Genomic DNA, 16,970 nt, shown 5'->3' with positions numbered 1-16,970 from the left:
ATCCCGACTCCATGAAGCTGCGGCCGCTGCGCGTCCTGGAATTCCTCCTGATCACGGTCCCGGGGCTGATCGGGCTGGTCCTCGCCCTGCGCGCCGCCATTCCGCTGATGGAGCTCGTCCAGGCCGAGCTGGCCCGGACGCCGGAGGCGCAGGAGGTCGAGGCCGCGCTGACCGCCTGGACCCGGGCCGGGACCTCGCCGGAACAGATCGATGCCGGGCTCGCCACGGCCTTCGCCGAGGACGACATCGACGGGGCCGCAGTCTGGCTGAAGGTGGCCGGGATGACGGGATACCCGGTCAGGCCGGAATGGCGGGAGCGGTACGAGGACGAGACCTCCACGACCAGCAGCGCGGCCCGGGCTGCCCGGCAGGCGGTTGCCGGCGCCGTGACAGGGGAGGGCCACGGCCTCTCCGGCCTGGCCGGCGCCTTCGCCGCCGACATGACCTTCGTCGGCGACCTGCGCGACATCGGCCGCGAGCTCTGGCATTTCGGCGGCGGCGACCCGGTGGACGAGCTGGCGCTGGGCCTGTCGGGCATCGGGCTGACCCTGACCGCGGCGACCTGGGGCTCCGGCGGGGCCGCGGCCCTGCCGCGCGGCGCGGTGTCGGTGTTCAAGATCGCGCGGCGGACGGGCCGGCTGTCGGCGCGCTTCGCCGAGCGCCTCGGCCGGATGGTGGCCGACGTGGTCGATTTCCCGGCGCTGCGCCGGCAGGTGCGGGAGGCCGGCTGGCAGGACACGGTGATGCGGCCCGGCGCGGTCTTCGCCGCCGCGATCCGCCGCGACCGCCTGGACGGGCTGGACGAGGCCGTCGGCGCCGCGGGCAGGGTGGCCGACCGGGTCGGCCCGGCGCAGTCGGTCGAGCTGCTGCGCTATGTCGACGACGTGCCGGACCTGCGCCGCATCGACGCGGTGTCGGCGGTGATGGGCGACCGCACCCTGGCCGTGTTCAAGGTGCTGAAACGCGGCGCGCTGACCACGGTGAAGGCGACGATCCGCTGGTCCCGGCGGCTGGCCGACCTCACCGCCACCGTGCTGTTCGGCGCGATCGGGTTCGTCTTCGCCCTGGTGTACTGGCTGCGGCTGCTGCTGCTCGGCCTGATCACCGGCGTGTGGTGGGCGTGCCGGGCCGCCTGCCTTGCCGCCCGTTGAGCGGTCAGCCGTCCAGCAGGTCGCGCGAGAGGATGCCGGCGAAGCTGGTCTCGGCCGGGCCGGTCATCAGCACATGGCCGTCGCTCTCGCGCCATTCGATCAAGAGCGTGCCGCCGTCCAGCTCGACCCAGGCGGTGCGCTCGGCCAGGCCGCGGCGCACCGCGGCCACGGCGGCGGCGCAGGCGCCGCTGCCGCAGGCCTGGGTGACGCCGACGCCGCGCTCCCACACCCGGTAGCGCAGCCGGTCGCGGGCCAGCATCTGGACCACGCCGATATTGGCGCGCTCGGGGAACAGCGGGTCGTGCTCCAGCACCGGCCCGACGCCGTCGATCTGCACCTTCTCGGCATCCGGCACGAAGAACACGGCGTGCGGGTTGCCCATGGACACGCCGACCCCGTCCGACAGCGCGCCGGAGGACACCGGCAGGTGCAGCGTGTCGGCCTCATGCGCCAGCGGGATGTCCTGCCAGCCCAGCCGGGCCGGGCCCATGTCGACCGTGACGCCGCCCTGGGGGGCGCCGCGGCATTCCAGCAGGCCGCCGCGGGTCTCGATCACGGCCTTGTCCACACCGCTGTCGGCCATGACCAGGGCGGCGACACAGCGCGTGCCGTTGCCGCAGGCGCCCGATTCGGTGCCGTCGGCATTGAGGATGCGCATGAACACGTCGGCGCCCGCGGTCTGCGCCGGCTCGATCACCAGCAGTTGGTCGAAGCCGACGCCGCGGTGCCGGTCGGCGATGCGGCGCGCCTGGTCGGGATGGATCGCGATCGGCCGCTCGCGTGCGTCCAGCACGACGAAGTCGTTGCCCAGCCCGTGCATCTTCCAGAACGGCAGGCCGTCCATTGCCCGCTCCCAAGGTCTCTCCCGCTCTCATATGGCATCAACCGGCCTCCGGACGCGAGGGCGGAGCCCTGCGTGATCGACAGGGCGAGGGCCGGCGGCTAGCATGGCGGCCGACGGTGCCCCGGGGAACCGGGGTGAAAAGGGAAGCCGGTGAGCCTGTCGGGCAAGGCCGGCGCTGCCCCCGCAACTGTAGGCGGCGAGCCCGCGCCCGAAGCCACCGGCTGACCCCGGGAAGGGGGCGTGCGGCGACGACCCGCGAGCCAGGAGACCTGCCGTCGAGAGTATGCGTGTGACGGGGCGGGGTGTCCCCGGGCGGCGCGTCGGGCGGCACCTGTCCGGCCGGCCTCCTCCCGCGACCCCTCGCCGAAGGCGGGAGATGCTGTGGTGTCCGATCTGACCGTGCGGCCGCTGGTGGCCGCGGATGTGCCGATGCTGCTCGACATGCTGCGCGAGCTGGCGGCGTTCGCCGGCGATGCGGCGGCGATGACGGCGCAGCGCGCCGACCTCGACGAGGCGCTGGCCGAGGCGCCGCCGCGCTTCCGCGGCCTGATCGCCGAGGACGGCAGCGGCGTGGTCGGCTACGTCACCTACACCATCGACTATTCGGTCTGGACCGGGGGCGACTTCATCCGGGTCGACGACGTCTATGTCCGCGAGCGGGCGCGCGGCCGCGGCGTCGCCCGGCAGCTGATGCGGGCCCTGGCCGATATCGGCGTGTCGCAGGCGATGCGGGTGCGCTGGGAGATGGCGTCGGACAATGCCGGGGCCCGCCGGCTCTACGACGGCATCGGCGCGGCGCCGCAGGACAAGACGATCTGGCGCTGGCCGGTGGCCGCCATGGAGTCCTTCCTGAACCGAACCGAGCCGCCGCCGGCCTCGGGCGGCGACGCCGTCCCCTCCGAATCCGGCCGCGGTCTGCCGGGCGAGGACGGCTTTATCCTGGTGCTGCGCCGGGAGAAGGACTGACCGTCGGCGGGGCCGCATTGACTCCGCGGCCCCGCCCGTCTAGAAGACCCGGCGCTGCGGGATGGGCCCGCAGCGAGACCCCACGGGGTGCCGCCAGTCCGCGAGTGTCGCGCACTGGCGCTTTTCCGTTTGGGGTCGCGCAATTCGAAGGGCGATCATGTTCGAAGGTCTGAGCGGCCGTCTCGGCGACATCTTCGACCGGCTTCGCAAGCGCGGCGCGCTGACGGAGGCCGATGTCGGCGCCGCCATGCGCGAGGTGCGCGTGGCGCTGCTCGAGGCCGATGTCGCCCTGCCGGTGGTCAAGGACTTCATCGACAAGGCGCGTGAGCGGGCGGTGGGCGCGGAGGTGCTGCGCTCGGTCACCCCCGGCCAGCAGGTCATCAAGATCGTCCATGACTGCCTGGTCGAGATGCTGGGCGGCACCGCGGGCGAGGCGCCCGACCTCAACGCCGCCACCCCGATCAACCTGATCGCCGTGCCGCCGGTGCCGGTGCTGATGGTGGGATTGCAGGGCTCGGGCAAGACCACCACCACCGGCAAGATCGCGCTGCGCCTGAAGAGGCGGGACAACAAGAAGGTCCTGATGGCGTCGCTCGACACGCGGCGCCCGGCGGCGCAGGAGCAGCTGAAGATCCTGGGCGAGCAGATCGGCGTCACCACCCTGCCGATCATCCCGGGGCAGGAGCCGCTGGCCATCGCCCGCCGCGCCATGGAGCGCGGCCGGCTCGAAGGCTTCGACGTCGTCATGCTCGACACCGCCGGCCGCCTCGCCATCGACGAGGAGCTGATGGCCGAGGTGGTGGCGATCCGCGACGCCACCAAGCCCACCGAGACCCTGCTGGTGGCCGACGCCATGACCGGCCAGGACGCGGTCAACGTCGCCCGCACCTTCCATGAGCGGGTCGGCGTCACCGGCATCGTCCTGACCCGTGTCGACGGCGACAGCCGCGGCGGCGCCGCCCTGTCGATGCGCGCCGTCACCGGCCAGCCGATCAAGCTGATCGGCATGGGCGAGAAGATGGATGCGCTGGAGCTGTTCCATCCCGACCGCATCGCCAACCGCATCCTCGGCATGGGCGACGTCGTCAGCCTGGTCGAGCGCGCGGCGCAGACGATCGAGAAGGAGGACGCCGAGAAGCTCGCGGCCAAGATCCAGAAGGGCGAGTTCGACCTGGAGGACTTGGCCTCGCAGCTGCGCCAGATGCGCAAGATGGGCGGTCTGCAGGGGCTGATGGGCATGCTGCCCGGCGTCGGCAAGATCAAGGACCAGATGAAGACCGCCGGCCTGGACGACAAGATGATCAAGCGGCAGGAGGCGATCATCTCCTCGATGACGCCGGTCGAGCGCCGCAACCCCAAGATCATCCACGCCAAGCGCAAGGTGCGGATCGCCGCCGGCTCCGGCACCTCGGTGCAGGACGTGAACAAGCTGCTGAAGCAGCACCAGCAGATGGCCGACATGATGAAGCGGATGAAGAAGCTGGGGAAGGCCGGGATGATGCGCGGCATGCCCAAGCTGCCGCCCGGCATGCTGCCGCCCGGCTTCAAGATGTAGGAGCGGCCCCGGCCGTTCTTCGTGAGTTTCGAGAATTCTAGAGTTTGACCTGAGGAGAGTACGTCAATGTCCGTCAAGATCCGCCTGACCCGCGGCGGCGCCAAGAAGCGCCCGTTCTACTCGATCGTGATCGCCGACACGCGCAGCCCGCGCGACGGCCGCTTCATCGAGAAGGTCGGCACCTACAACCCGATGCTGGAGAAGGATCATCCGGAGCGCCTGGTCCTGAAGGCCGAGCGCATCAAGCATTGGCTGTCGGTCGGCGCCCAGCCGACCGAGCGCGTCGCCAAGTTCCTCGGCCAGGCCGAGCTGGCGCCGATGCCGAAGTACCGCGAGACCCCGTCGAAGTCGGCCCCGAAGGCGAAGGCCCAGGAGCGCGCCAAGGCTGCGGCCGAGGCCGCCGCCGCGGCCGCCGAGGCTCCGGCCGAGGCCTGATCCGACCGGGCGCCCTTTCCCCACGCGGGGTGAGGGGCGTCCGCCGGACCGCCCGCTATGGCTCCATCCTCCAAGGTCTGCGTCGGCCAGATCACCGGGGCGCACGGCGTCCGCGGCCTGGTGAAGGTCAAGCCCTTCACCGCCGCCCCTGAGGACCTGACCGCCTACGGCCCGGTCTCGGACGAGGCCGGGGCGCGGCGCTTCGCCCTGCAGCTGCTGTCCTGGGCCAAGGACCAGTGGATCGTGCGGGTGGAGGGCGTCGCCGATCGCGACGCGGCCGACGCGCTGCGCGGCCTGCGCCTCTATGTCGACCGCGCCGCGCTGCCGGAGACGGAAGAGGACGAGTTCTACCATGCCGACCTGATCGGCCTGCCGGCGGTGCTGGCGGACGGATCGGCCTTCGGCACGGTGCGCGCTGTGTTCGACTTCGGCGCCGGCGAGATGCTGGAGATCGCGCGGCAGGGGGCAGGGGCCGTCATGATGCCCTTCACCCGGGCCGCGGTGCCGGTGGTCGACATCGCCGGCCGCCGCATCGTCGTCGACCCGCCGGCCGGTCTGCTGGAACCGGCGGAGCGGCCGCCGGAAGAGGGCGAGGATGACGACGCCGGGACTGGGGCCTGAGATGCCTTGGACCACCCGCGTCCTGACGCTGTTTCCGGAAATGTTTCCGGGCCCGCTCGGCCAGTCCCTGGCCGGAAAAGCGCTGGCGCGCGGCGACTGGGTGCTGGAATCGGTGGACATTCGCGGCTTCGCGCGCGATAAGCACCGCTCGGTCGACGACGCCCCCTTTGGGGGCGGCGCCGGCATGGTCATGCTTCCCCAGGTTCTGGACGACGCCGTGCAGGCGGTCCGCCGCCCGGGGGAGCGGCTGATCTATCTGAGCCCCCGCGGCCGGCTGCTCGATCAGGCGCTGGTGCGGGAGCTGGCGGCGGAGCCGGCGGTCGTCCTGCTCTGCGGCCGGTACGAAGGGGTCGACCAGCGGCTTCTCGACGCCCAGGGGGCGGAGGAGGTCAGCCTGGGCGATTTCATCCTGTCCGGCGGCGAGATCGCCGCGCTGGCCCTGATCGATGCCGTGGTGCGCCTGCTCCCCGGCGTCATGGGCAACGCGGAGAGCGCCGGGGAGGAGAGTTTCGGGGCCGAGTTCGGGGCGGGTCTCCTGGAGTACCCGCACTACACCCGGCCGGCCCTGTGGACGGGCGCCGATGGCGCATCCCGCGCGGTGCCGGAGATCCTGGTCTCCGGCGACCATGCGAAGGTGCGGCGCTGGCGGCTGGAACAGGCGGAAAGCATCACCCGGGAGCGACGCCCGGACCTCTGGCAGCGATACCTCGCCGCGAATCCCGAAAGGGCCGAAGGCGGCGGGAGCCACGTCCGAAAGCGCCCGGGCCGAGACCGACGTAGAGACACCAAGGAACAAGAAGGACGAGAGCCATGAACATCATTCAGACGATCGAGCAGGAGCAGGTCGACAAGCTGACCGCCGACCGCAAGATCCCGGATTTCCAGCCCGGCGACACCGTCAAGGTGAACGTCAAGGTCATCGAGGGCACGCGCGAGCGCGTCCAGGCCTATGAGGGCGTCTGCATCGGCCGCAAGAACGCCGGCCTGAACAGCCACTTCACCGTCCGCAAGATCAGCTATGGCGAGGGCGTCGAGCGCGTCTTCCCGCTGTACAGCCCGCGCATCGACTCGATCGAGGTCGTCCGCCGCGGCGCCGTCCGCCGCGCCAAGCTGTATTACCTGCGCGACCGCCGCGGCAAGGCCGCGCGCATCACCGAGCGCCGGGACAACAAGCCCCAGCAGGAGCAGCAGGAGGGCTGATCGCCCGCCCGCATCCATCGGGTCCGATCGAGGGCCGGCGCCGCGCGCCGGCCCTTTTCGCATGCGGCATCCCCATCCGGCCGGACGAGATCCCGCTTTCTCGGGGATGACGATTTCTGCGGCGGGGAGGACGGCCGGTCACCCGGGGTCGGGGCCGCTGGGCTTGTCGGGTGCGTGAGGTTCGGGGGGGGCCTCGTAGTCGCCGGCGAAGTCGACGCCGAGGGAGCGGCGGAGGCGGGCGGCGGCCCGGCCGGGCGGCTCGGCGTCGATCAGCTCTTCGGCATCGGGCTCCTCGAGCCGGGCCTCGATCCCGGCCGCGAGGCCGGGAGCCTTGCCGGGATCGACGGCCTTGACCGCCCGCCTCATCAGTTCGTGCAGCCGGGCCCGGCGCCGCGCCCGGATCTCGCCCGGGCTGCCGGTCGGCGGCGGCGGATAGGGCGGGTCCGACCAGTCGGCCGCCCGGCGGCGCCATTCGTCGGACAGGCCGAGGCCGCAGGCCAGGCCGGTGATGACCGCGCCTACCGGCCGGTCCTCGATCCGGTCCTCCTCGTCCTCGTACAGCGCGTCGAGCCGCTCGTGCAGCATGCCGGTGCGATGGTCGGCCTCGTCGAGCTCCTCGATCGACTGGGCGGGGTCCCAGATCAGGGCGTAGAGGGCCTCGGTGACGTGGTTGCGCTGGCGGGCCCGGCGGGCGCGGCGGGCGGCCCCGTCGCGGGGGCCGAGGTCGGCGGCGGCGCGGGGGCGCTGCATGAGGGCCCGCTGCACCGTGCCGGCATGGCGGGCGAAGGCAAGGCCGTGGTCCTTGGCCGGCGGGGCGCTGGGCTGCTCGGCCTCAGGCTGCTCGGCCTGGGCGATGGCCTTGGCGCCCTCCGCCTCGACCAGCCGCATACCGATCTCGGCGATGCGGGTGAGCATCCCGATCTGCTGCAGCGCGAGGCTGCGGCAGGTGGCCTGGATGTCGAGATCGGAGTCCGTGCCTGCGTCCATGGAACGTATCATGAACGAGATGCGGGCGGTCAAGCAATGAACATTGCGTTAACCAGCGATCACCGGCCGATCCCTGTCGGCTCGACGTCCGGCGCGTCACTCCGGAAGGCCGGCCTTGCGGAAGCCGTCGACGAAATGCTCGAGCGTCGCGGCGTCGCGGAACGGTTCTGACTCGGCCCAGTGCCGGATCGTGAATTGCGGGTTGGCGACCAGGAACAGCTCGGCCTCCGCGCGCGCCTCGTCGAGCCGGCCCAGCTGGGCCAGGCTGGCCGCCAGGAAACGGCGCGAGCTCGTCCGATAGGTCTCGTCCCGGCGCAGCGTCTCGACCGCCGCGTCGTAGTCGCCGGCCGCGTACTGCGCCTGGCCGAGCGTCAGATAGTACCAGCCGGCCGGGAACGGGTTCAGCCGGAACGCCTTGCGGATATGCTCGAGGCCCTCCTCGACCCGCCCGGCCAGGATCGCGATGTCGGACAAGGCGGCCCAGGCGTCGGCCTCGTTCGGGTCGAGCTCGATCGCCCTGGCGAACTCCGCATCCGCCTCGGCGAAGCGGCGTGCATAGGCCAGCAGATAGGCCAGGACCCAGCGGCAGCCGGCATCGTCGGGGTCGATCGCCACGGCCTTGTGCGCCAGCTCCAAGGCAGTGCTGCGGGACGATTCCGTCGGTCCGCCCGAATGCACCCACCCCATCCAGTGGTTCACGGCGAGCCAGCGATAGGGCTCGGCGTATCCCGGATCCAGGGAGACCGCGCGCGTGAGCATCAGATGCGCTTCCCGCGCCGTCTGCGGCTGATCATCCATCAGCTTGCGCGCCCGCACGCAGAGATTGTAGGCCTCGAGGTTCCTTGGCCGCTTGCGCGGCGGCGTCGCGCGCAGCCGGCCGAGCAATGCCTCCACGATCCTGCCCGTGACCTCGTCCTGGACGGCGAAGATGTCGTCCAGGCCGCGGTCGAAGCGCTCCGCCCAGAGATGATCGCCGCTCACCGCGTCGACCAGCTGCGCGTTGACGCGCACGCGCCCCGCGGCGCGCCTTGCGCTGCCCTCCAGCAGGTAGCGCACGCCGAGCTCCCGGGCGATCCCGCGTACGTCCATCGCCTTGCCCTTGTAGGCAAAGACCGAGTTGCGGGCGATGACGAACAGGCCGGCGTTCCGGGACAGGTCGGTGATCAGGTCTTCGGTCAATCCGTCCGCGAAGGACTCCTGCTCCGGATCGTTGCCGACACTGACGAAGGGCAGCACGGCGATCGACGGCTTGTCGGGCAGCGGCAAGGGGCCTCGCCCGGCGCCGCCGAGCCGCTCGACGGCCCCCGTGAAGCGGTAGCCGACGCGCGGAACCGTGACGATCCATTCACCGCCGTCGGCGGCGGGACCCAGCAGCTTCCGCAGCTGCGTGATCTGGACGGTGAGGTTGCCTTCCTCGACCGCCGTGCCCGGCCATGCCGCGTCCATCAGCTCGGCCTTGCCCAGGATCTCGCCGGGCCGCCCGGCGAACGCCGCCAGCAGCTTCAGCCCGCGGTGGCCGATGGCGACGGGGGCACCGTCCCGAAGGAGCGTTCCCGCACCCGGATCGAGCACGAACGGACCGAAGGCGAAGCGCGACCCCTGCATGCGGCGGATCTGTAGCCCGTTTGGAAGTTTTTGCGAAGGTTTTGGGAGAGCTTAAGGACGGCGCTGCCCGCCGCCGGCAGCATTCATCCTCCGGCAGATCGGGGGTTCCCGGACCCTCGGCCGATATGGAGGTTGCGATGAACGATATCCTCGGGTCTGCCCAGCATCGGGCGACATGGCCAGGAACGACCGTCGGGCCGGCGGAAACGTCGCGGCGGCCCGCCGGCCTGGCGGCCCTGCGAAGCCTGATCGCGACCTGGCGCGAGCGGATCCGCCTGCGCAGGAAGCTGGCGGAAATGGCGAAGGCCAACCCCTATCTGATCGACGATATCGGCCTGACGAAACGCCAGGTCGAGGCGGAGATCGCCAAGCCCTTCTGGCAGGACTAGGACGAATACCGTAGACGGCCGTCCGTGTCGCGAAGCCATGGGGCGGCGCGCATGTCGGCCCCCAGCGTCGAGCCGACGCGCCCGGTTCGAACCGCCCGGCCGTCCGGGGTGTTGTCCGATCGGACAGCCACGAAAGGACGGATCCATGGGGGTGACCATCAGGCCGCAGGTCGGCGCGCTTCCCGTCCGTTTCGATGAGGACGGCATCCTCCAGGTCCTCCTGATCACCAGCCGCCGGTCGCGGAAGTGGATCATCCCCAAGGGCAATCCGATGAAACGCCTAGCCCCGCACCATGCCGCCGCCCGCGAGGCGTTCGAGGAGGCCGGCGCCATCGGCGAGATCGAGGGCCGGTCCCGTGGCCACTACCGGCATCGCAAGCGCAAGGCGCGGCGCCAGTTCCGCTGCCGGGTGGCCGTCTATGTCATGACGGTGGAACGGCGCGTGGAGCGGTTTCCGGAACGGGGCGAGCGCGCGGTCCGCTGGTTCACGGTCGACGACGCCCGAGGCGCCATCCGGAACCGGAGGCTGAGAGAGCTGATCGCCCGGGTCGCGGCGGATCTCGCCTCCTCCGGCCGCCCGGCGGCCGGGCAGCCCGCCTGACGCCGGCCGTTGCCTTGATCCGATGGGATGACCCGATCCGGTCGAAACCCATCCTGCCCTGACGATGCGTCCTGCGGCCGAGACGGACGCCGACGCATAGGGCGGCCCATCGCCGACCGATCGGTGATCAATGGGTCCGGCCGGCCCGGCCCGAATGCCCGTTCTTCCTGCTGCGCGCCTTCCCGCCGCCGGACGGGGCCGCCTTGTCCGAAGGGTCCCAGGACAGCGGGTGCGGGACGTCGTCATAGCCTGTCCACGGATCGCCGGGCTCTCCTTCGGCGGCCGAGACCTCGCCGCTCCGCTGCCGGCTCAGCTTCTTCTCGACCTTGTCTCCGTCGGCGCCGTCCTCGACGTCGCGGTCGCCGTGCAGGGCTTCGCCCTGGGTCACCCCGACATTGGCCACCGGATCCGAGATGTAGAGCCAGTCGCGGCCGAACGGCGCCTGGGCGCCCTCGTTCCACGGGCCGCGCTGATCCTCGCCCTGCGACATGTTGAAGGCGGTCGCGACATGGCGCGGATCGCCCTGCAGGATCCCCGGCGGATAGTTCGGCTGGATGGTCTCCAGCGCCGCCTCGAACTGCCGGAAATGCGTGATCTCGCGGGTCATCAGGAACCGCAGCGTCTCGCGCACATAAGGGTCGTCGGTGAACTTCAGCAGGTACTCGTAGACGATTTTGGCCCGGGATTCGGCCGCGATGTTGGAGCGGAGATCGACCGTCAGGTCGCCATTGGCGTTGACATAGGCGCCGCTCCAGGGATTGCCCTGGCTGTCCTCGAGCAGCGGGCCGCCGCCGCTGAGGGTGGCGAAGTGGGGCATCGCCAGGGCCTCGTGGATCAGATCGTCCCGGCCCGTGCCGCCGCCTTCTCGCAGGCTGGGCAGGCCGCTGACGTCGAGCGCGTTCTTCAGCTCGCCGTTCACGCCCTTCAGCAGCATGGTGATGGTGGCGCCGACGATCTCCAGATGCGACAACTCTTCCGTCGCGATATCCATCAGCAGGTCGTATTTGTCGGGATAGGGCTTGCGCGCGGCATAGGCCTGGACGAAGTACTGCATCGCCGCCTTCAGCTCGCCGTTGCCGCCGCCGAACTGCTCCAGCAGCAGCCTGGCGAAGCGGGGATCGGGCTCGGAGACGCGGGCGTTGAACTGCAGCTGCTTGATATGGATGAACATGGACCACCTTTCGGGTGAGAGGTAAGGATCCTCCGGCGTCAGCGCTTGGCGGTGGCGCCGGCCTCCGAGCGGCCGAGATAATCCTGGGTGAGCATCGGCATCCGCTCCCACAGCCAGTCGCCCATCGCCTCCTCCTCGCGCTGGATGCGCTCGCAGGTCTCGGCGATGCCGGGCTCGCCGGCTTCGCGCGCGGCGGCCGCGAGCATGCGGTAGCTCGCCGCCTCGAACTGCTCGAAGGAGTAGCCGCCGAGGGCGTGCTTCAGCACCTCGTCCTCGCTCATGGCGTGGAACAGGCCCTGGACGTTGGCGATGGTCTTCTGTGTCAGGTCCTTCAGGGTGGAGGGGTCGGAGCCCAGCTTGTTGAGGCATTCCTCGACAGCATCGCGCTGGCGGTGGGTCTCCTGCAGATGCGCCTCGACCTTGGCGCGGGCCTCGGGGTAGGTCTCCAGGCGGCCGGCCTGGGTCTCGAGGAGCGAGACCGCCTGGCTCTCCATCGCATAGGCGTCGCGAAGCCAGTGCACGAGGTGTTCGCGGGCGTCGGTCATGGCCGTCTCCTAGTGGGTTCGCTAGGGTGCCAATGGCGCCGGCCGGAAACACGTTCCGCTGCCCGCCGAGCCGGCGGCCAGGGCGGTCGGACCGTCCGGGAGTGCTGCCGCGGCTGCGCGCCGCCTCAGCCTTCCCCGTCCCGCAGCCGCGGCAGGGTCGCGAGGCACAGCACGGCCAGGAGGTGGAGGGCCAGGGCGATCGCCGCCAGAGGCGCCAGCCCGCGGTCGATCAGCGGCGCGGCCGCGGCGGTGCCGGCGGCCGCGGCGGCCAGGATCGCCAGCACCACCAGGGCGGAGCCGCGGGCGTCGTCGCCGCGCGCCGCCATCACCGCGCGGAAGAAGCCCGGCGGGCCGCGCAGGCCGAGCCCGGCATTCACCGGCACGAACAGCGCCGCGATCAGCCAGGGGTCGGCGCCGCCCAGCAGCGCATAGGCCAGGGTCGCCGCGGCGCCCAGCGCGGCGACGCCGGTGCCGAGGCCGATCAGCCGCTCCGCCCCCAGCCGGGCGACCAGGCCGCCGGCGAGGTTGGCGGTCAGCATGAAGCTGGCGATGCCGCAGACCTGCATGACGATGAAATCGGCGATGGTGCCGCCCAGCGCGTGCACGAACACCGCCGGCATGCCGAAGACGAAGGTCAGCAGCCCGCCCAGGACGAAGGCCTGGCTGAGGGCGTAGCGCAGGAACACCGGGTCGGCCACCAGGCGGGCATAACCGCCGCGCGGCCGCCGCGCCACCTGCGGCAGCAGGCCCGAGGGCCCGATCATGGCCGTCAGCGCCAGCGCGGCGGCCGCGATCAGCGCGAAGGACAGCCGCCAGCCGCCCAGCGCCAGCAGCCAGGCGCCGAGGATCGGGGCCAGGGCCGGCGCCAGCGCCTCGATGCTGCCGAGCAGCCCCAGCGCCCGGACGGCGCGGGTCTCGTCGAACAGCGCCCGGACGATCCCAGGCGCGAACACCGCCGGGCCGGACGCGACCGCGCCCTGCAGCGCCCGCAGCGCGATCAGGGCGCCGATATCCGTCGCCGCCGCGCAGGCCGCAGAGACGGCCGCGGTGGCCAGCAGCGAGGCCAGGAACAGGGTGCGGGTGGCGATGCGGTCGCCGAGGGCGCCATAGGCCAGGAGGCCGCCGCAACTGCCGGCCACATAGGCGGCGAGGACCAGCTGCGCCCGGGCCGGGTCGCCGCCGAGCGTCTCCGGCAGGGAGGGGACGGCCGGCAGGACCAGATCGGTGCCCAGCAGGCCGAGCACGGTGCTGGCCACCACCGCCCCGAGCACCAGCCACGGCGCCCGCGCCACCCTGTCCTCCGCCATGCCGGTCCCCCCTGCCGCGCCCGCCGCAAAGACGCCTGTTGTAGGCGGCCGAGCGCGGGCGGGCAACGCGGGGGTGGACGGCCGAGGGACCGTCGAGCATCGTTCACGGCCGAGACGGATGACCGGCTCACTGGACAGGTCAGATCATGCCGCCGCCGAGAATGCCCAGGGACGCGGGGCGCCGAGCCTTCGGAGCGGACCCGGCCAACTATCACCGGGCGCGTCCCGATTACCCGGACTGGGTGTACCGGACGCTCCGCTCCCGCTGCGCCCTCGGCCCCGGGACCGCGACCTTCGAGATCGGCGCCGGGACGGGCAAGGCGACCCGCCGGCTGCTGGAGGCCGGCGCCGATCCGCTGATCGCGGTCGAGCCGGATCCCCGCCTCGCCGGATTCCTCCGGGCCACCCATCCGGACCCGGCCCTGACGGTGCTGGTCTCCGCCTTCGAGGATGCGGAGCTCGAGGACCAGGCCTTCGACCTCGGCGTCAGCGGCACGGCCTTCCATTGGCTGGAGGAAGAGGCCGCCCTGGCCAAGATCGCGCGCCTGCTCCGCCCCGGCGGCTGGTGGGCGGCGTTCTGGAACGTGTTCGGCGACGACAGCCGGCCCGACCCCTTCCACCTCGCGACCCGGGATCTTCTCAAGGGGCCGGACAATCCCGCGGCCGGCGAGCGGGGCATCCCGTTCGGCCTGGACAGCGAGGCCCGTCTGGCGGCGCTGACGCGGACCGGCGCGTTCGACATCGTCGACACAATCATGAGCGCATGGTCGCTGGTGCTGGACGAGGACCAGGCGGCGGCGCTCTACGCGACCTATTCGACCGTCAGCCTCCGCGCCGACCGCGAGGCCGTGCTGGCCGAGCTGCGCCGGATCGCGCGCGACACGTTCGGCGGCCGCGTCGTCCGCAACATGACGACCAGCCTGTATATCGCCCGCCGGGCGGCCTGAGGGTCCGCGCCGGCCGCCACCAGAGGAGGCCGCATGCATCGTCCCGGACGGATCGCCACCAGCCAGCCGGAGCGCAAGGCGACGGCCTCGGCCTTCGACGATGCCGACGTGGCCCGCTGCTACGCCGCCCGGCCGCCCTATGCGCCGGCACTGTACGCGTTCCTGCTCGGGCAGGTGGCGGGGCGGGGCCGGGCGCTGGACCTGGGCTGCGGGCCGGGCAAGATCGCCATCGTCCTGGCCGATCACTTCGCCGAGGTGGTGGCGCTCGACCCGTCCGCGGCGATGATCGAGGCGGGGCGGGCGGCGGATGCCGGCCGGCACGGCGGCATCGCCTGGACCTGCGAGACGGCCGAGGCCTACCGGACCGATCGCGGCTTCGACCTGGTCACGGCCGGCACCTCGATCCACTGGCTCGACCACGAAGCGGTGTTCCCGAAGCTCGCGGGCTGGACCGGAACCCTGGCCGTGATCGCCGGCGACGAGCCGGCCGCCGCCCCCTGCGGCGATGACGCCTGGACGGCGTTCCTGGCGCGGTGGCTCGCCCGGCTCGGCGGCCGGTACGATCCGGCGGGCGCCGCGGCGGAGGCCCGGCGCCACGAGGCCTGGATGGACATCGCCGGGCGCAGGGAATTTCCGTTCACGGTCCGGCAGAGCGTCGCCGACTTCATCCGGGGCCAGCATTCGCGCGCGACCTGGAGCCGCGCGGTGATGGGAGAGGCCCTGGCCGCGGAGTTCGACCGCGAGCTCGAGGACCTGATGCGGCCCTTCGCGTCCGACGGGCAGCTGGAGCTCGCCATGGTCTCGACCCTGACCTGGGGCGCGCCGCGCCGGACGCCGCATCCCGCGGCCTCGCCGGCGAGCGTCGGCTGAGCCGATCGGGAAGCCGCCGGAACTCCTGCGACGGCGGCGCCGTTGGCCGGGCATGGTCGATGTCGCGCCGCTCCTCGCGCTCGCCGCGGTTCATCTGGCCGGCAACCTGACTCCCGGCGCCAATTTCGTGCTGATCAGCCAGGTGTCCGCGACGCAGTCACGGACCGCCGGGGCCGCTGCCGGCCTCGGCCTGACGCTCGGTGCCGTGCTGTGGGCGACGGCCGCCGCGATCGGCCTCGGCTTCCTCGGCTATCTGAGCTGGTTCCAGGAGACCCTGCGGCTGCTGGGCGGTGCCTATCTGCTGTATCTCGGCGCGACCATGATCCTGGGGCCGCGACACGCGATGCCGAGAGCCGTCCGGCTCTCGACGTCGCAGGCGTTCCGCACCGGGCTGCTGATGAACCTGTCGAACCCTTATTGCCTGATCTTCTTCGGCGGCACCTTCGCCGCGCTGATCCCGCCCGGCAGCCCGGCCTGGATGCGGGCGGCGGCCGTCGGGGTCATCCTGGTCGACGCCCTGGTGTGGTACAGCGTGCTTGCCGCCATGTTCTCATCGGGGCCGATCCAGTCGTGGTACCGGGGGTTGCGGCGATGGCTGGACCGCGTCGTCGGCAGCGTCCTCGGCGCGCTCGGCCTGCACCTGATTCTGTCGTCGCGGTAGACGGGTCAGCCGCGGAGCGCCCGCCGTACCACCGGCTCCAGCACCGCGTCGACCGCGACCGGGTCGTCCCAGGCCAGGTCGACGCGCAGCGCCTCGACCATCGGCCGGGCCTCGGGCGGCAGGCGGACCCGGTCCTTCTCCGTCGTCACCGGCACCGCGCCGCGCTCCTGCGCCGTCTCGGCCAGGCGCATCACCTCGTCCGGCGTGTAGGCGTGGTGGTCGGGGAAGGGCACGGCGCCGGCGATCTCGGCCCCCAGCTCCGCCAGCGTGGCGAAGAACTTCTCCGGCCGGCCGATGCCGGCGAAGGCCAGGACCTTGCGGCCGCGCAGGCGCGCCGCGTCCGAAGCATCCGGGACCAGCCGGGCGCCGAGTGCCGGCAGGCCGTGGCGGGCGGCGAGATCCCCGATCCCGGCGCGGTCCGAGCCCATCACCACCAGGGCGTCGGCCCGCTGCAGCCCGTCCTCGGGCCGTTCGCGCAGCGGGCCGGCCGGCAGGATCCGGCCGTTGCCGAAGCCGCTGCCGCCATCGACCACCAGGAGGGACAGGTCCTTCGCCAGGCTCGGATTCTGGAAGCCGTCATCCATCAGGATCAGCCCGGCCCCGGCTGCGGCGGCGGCGCGGGCCCCGGCCGGCCGGTCGCGCGACACCCAGGCGGGCGCGGCCCGGGCCAGCAGCAGCGGCTCGTCGCCGACCTCGGCGGCCTTGTGCCGTTCGGGGTCGACCCGCACCGGGCCGGCCAGCGAGCCGCCATGACCGCGGCTGAGGACATGCACGGCGATGCCGATCTCGGAGAGGCGGCGGGCAAGCGCCAGCGCCACCGGGGTCTTGCCGGCGCCGCCGGCCACCAGGTTGCCGACGCAGAGCACGGGCACCGGCGCCCTTTGCGGCTTGATCAAGGCGCGGCGCAGGCGGGAGGCGAGGTCGTAGAGCGCGCCGGCCGGGGCCAGGAGGCGGGCCGCCGGCGTCGCCTGCGGGCGATACCAGAAGCCGGGGGTCTTCATGCTTTCTTGTCCCCCTCCCACAAGGCTACGGGATTCACACATCGATCGGCGACACCGACGGCGGGCGTACAACCGGATTGCCTCTCCCGCTTGCGGGAGAGGTCGGACGTCCGC

General features: G+C 72.2%; 19 protein-coding genes and 1 riboswitch. Of the genes, 12 read left to right on the top strand and 7 right to left on the bottom strand.

Going from position 1 to position 16,970, the window contains the following annotated elements:
* Positions 1–11: 11 nt before the first annotated feature.
* A complete protein-coding gene (locus LG391_RS24570) occupies positions 12–1,151 on the top strand; it encodes a hypothetical protein (protein WP_225770687.1) in 1,140 nt (379 codons plus the stop codon).
* 4 nt (positions 1,152–1,155) lie between these two features.
* Here LG391_RS24570 and dapF read toward each other — a convergent pair whose 3' ends face one another.
* Positions 1,156–1,995, bottom strand: coding sequence for a diaminopimelate epimerase (gene dapF, locus LG391_RS24565; protein WP_225770686.1), 840 nt, complete (start codon positions 1,993–1,995; stop codon positions 1,156–1,158).
* Positions 1,996–2,092: 97 nt separating this feature from the next.
* A riboswitch (cobalamin riboswitch) is annotated at positions 2,093–2,287 on the top strand.
* Between the two features lie 92 nt (positions 2,288–2,379).
* On the opposite strand from dapF, the gene LG391_RS24560 reads away from it, so the two are divergent.
* The 6 genes from LG391_RS24560 to rplS all read left to right on the top strand — a co-directional run bounded on the left by LG391_RS24560 (position 2,380) and on the right by rplS (position 6,772).
* A complete protein-coding gene (locus LG391_RS24560) occupies positions 2,380–2,961 on the top strand; it encodes a GNAT family N-acetyltransferase (protein ID WP_225770685.1) in 582 nt (193 codons plus the stop codon).
* A 157-nt stretch (positions 2,962–3,118) separates the two neighbouring features.
* The gene (ffh, locus tag LG391_RS24555) at positions 3,119–4,516 is read left to right on the top strand and encodes a signal recognition particle protein (RefSeq protein WP_225770684.1); all 1,398 of its coding nucleotides are present in this window, start codon (positions 3,119–3,121) and stop codon (positions 4,514–4,516) included.
* 66 nt (positions 4,517–4,582) lie between these two features.
* A complete protein-coding gene (gene rpsP / locus LG391_RS24550; RefSeq protein WP_225770683.1) occupies positions 4,583–4,951 on the top strand; it encodes a 30S ribosomal protein S16 in 369 nt (122 codons plus the stop codon).
* A 57-nt stretch (positions 4,952–5,008) separates the two neighbouring features.
* Positions 5,009–5,572 carry a ribosome maturation factor RimM gene (gene rimM / locus LG391_RS24545; RefSeq protein ID WP_225770682.1) on the top strand — a complete coding sequence of 188 codons (564 nt, stop codon included), beginning with the start codon at positions 5,009–5,011 and terminating at the stop codon, positions 5,570–5,572.
* Positions 5,547–6,386: a tRNA (guanosine(37)-N1)-methyltransferase TrmD gene (gene trmD / locus LG391_RS24540; RefSeq protein WP_225770681.1), complete on the top strand. Its 840-nt coding sequence runs from the start codon at positions 5,547–5,549 to the stop codon at positions 6,384–6,386. Before rimM ends, trmD begins: the two co-directional genes overlap by 26 nt.
* Positions 6,383–6,772 carry a 50S ribosomal protein L19 gene (gene rplS / locus LG391_RS24535; protein ID WP_225770680.1) on the top strand — a complete coding sequence of 130 codons (390 nt, stop codon included), beginning with the start codon at positions 6,383–6,385 and terminating at the stop codon, positions 6,770–6,772. The genes trmD and rplS overlap by 4 nt, the downstream gene beginning before the upstream one ends.
* Before the next feature lie 138 nt (positions 6,773–6,910).
* Here the strand turns inward: rplS and LG391_RS24530 are convergent, their stop codons facing one another.
* Positions 6,911–7,759, bottom strand: a complete 849-nt coding sequence (locus tag LG391_RS24530) for a hypothetical protein (protein ID WP_225770679.1) — start codon at positions 7,757–7,759, stop codon at positions 6,911–6,913.
* Between the two features lie 96 nt (positions 7,760–7,855).
* Positions 7,856–9,364: a winged helix-turn-helix domain-containing tetratricopeptide repeat protein gene (locus LG391_RS24525; RefSeq protein ID WP_225770678.1), complete on the bottom strand. Its 1,509-nt coding sequence runs from the start codon at positions 9,362–9,364 to the stop codon at positions 7,856–7,858.
* 137 nt (positions 9,365–9,501) lie between these two features.
* On the opposite strand from LG391_RS24525, the gene LG391_RS24520 reads away from it, so the two are divergent.
* On the top strand, positions 9,502–9,753 hold the full coding sequence (locus LG391_RS24520) for a DUF1127 domain-containing protein (protein WP_225770677.1): 252 nt from the start codon (positions 9,502–9,504) through the stop codon (positions 9,751–9,753).
* 145 nt (positions 9,754–9,898) lie between these two features.
* The gene (locus LG391_RS24515; RefSeq protein ID WP_225770676.1) at positions 9,899–10,354 is read left to right on the top strand and encodes an NUDIX hydrolase; all 456 of its coding nucleotides are present in this window, start codon (positions 9,899–9,901) and stop codon (positions 10,352–10,354) included.
* Positions 10,355–10,481: 127 nt separating this feature from the next.
* Here LG391_RS24515 and LG391_RS24510 read toward each other — a convergent pair whose 3' ends face one another.
* The 3 genes from LG391_RS24510 to LG391_RS24500 all read right to left on the bottom strand — a co-directional run bounded on the left by LG391_RS24510 (position 10,482) and on the right by LG391_RS24500 (position 13,377).
* On the bottom strand, positions 10,482–11,525 hold the full coding sequence (locus LG391_RS24510) for a manganese catalase family protein (RefSeq protein WP_225770675.1): 1,044 nt from the start codon (positions 11,523–11,525) through the stop codon (positions 10,482–10,484).
* Positions 11,526–11,563: 38 nt separating this feature from the next.
* The gene (locus tag LG391_RS24505) at positions 11,564–12,070 is read right to left on the bottom strand and encodes a ferritin-like domain-containing protein (protein WP_225770674.1); all 507 of its coding nucleotides are present in this window, start codon (positions 12,068–12,070) and stop codon (positions 11,564–11,566) included.
* Between the two features lie 125 nt (positions 12,071–12,195).
* Positions 12,196–13,377 carry an MFS transporter gene (locus tag LG391_RS24500; protein WP_225770673.1) on the bottom strand — a complete coding sequence of 394 codons (1,182 nt, stop codon included), beginning with the start codon at positions 13,375–13,377 and terminating at the stop codon, positions 12,196–12,198.
* Between the two features lie 161 nt (positions 13,378–13,538).
* On the opposite strand from LG391_RS24500, the gene LG391_RS24495 reads away from it, so the two are divergent.
* The 3 genes from LG391_RS24495 to LG391_RS24485 are packed head-to-tail and all read left to right on the top strand — an operon-like array spanning position 13,539 to position 15,855.
* Positions 13,539–14,324, top strand: coding sequence for a class I SAM-dependent methyltransferase (locus LG391_RS24495; RefSeq protein ID WP_225770672.1), 786 nt, complete (start codon positions 13,539–13,541; stop codon positions 14,322–14,324).
* A 33-nt stretch (positions 14,325–14,357) separates the two neighbouring features.
* Positions 14,358–15,194 carry a trans-aconitate 2-methyltransferase gene (locus tag LG391_RS24490; RefSeq protein WP_225770671.1) on the top strand — a complete coding sequence of 279 codons (837 nt, stop codon included), beginning with the start codon at positions 14,358–14,360 and terminating at the stop codon, positions 15,192–15,194.
* Between the two features lie 52 nt (positions 15,195–15,246).
* On the top strand, positions 15,247–15,855 hold the full coding sequence (locus tag LG391_RS24485; RefSeq protein ID WP_225770670.1) for a LysE family translocator: 609 nt from the start codon (positions 15,247–15,249) through the stop codon (positions 15,853–15,855).
* Between the two features lie 5 nt (positions 15,856–15,860).
* Here the strand turns inward: LG391_RS24485 and lpxK are convergent, their stop codons facing one another.
* The gene (gene lpxK / locus LG391_RS24480) at positions 15,861–16,856 is read right to left on the bottom strand and encodes a tetraacyldisaccharide 4'-kinase (protein WP_225770669.1); all 996 of its coding nucleotides are present in this window, start codon (positions 16,854–16,856) and stop codon (positions 15,861–15,863) included.
* Between the last annotated feature and the right edge of the window lie 114 nt (positions 16,857–16,970).

It is taken from the genome of Inquilinus sp. Marseille-Q2685 (genome assembly GCF_916619195.1).
In the GTDB taxonomy this organism is placed as follows: Bacteria; Pseudomonadota; Alphaproteobacteria; order DSM-16000; family Inquilinaceae; genus Inquilinus.
This window is presented reverse-complemented; position numbering and strand designations above follow the sequence as displayed.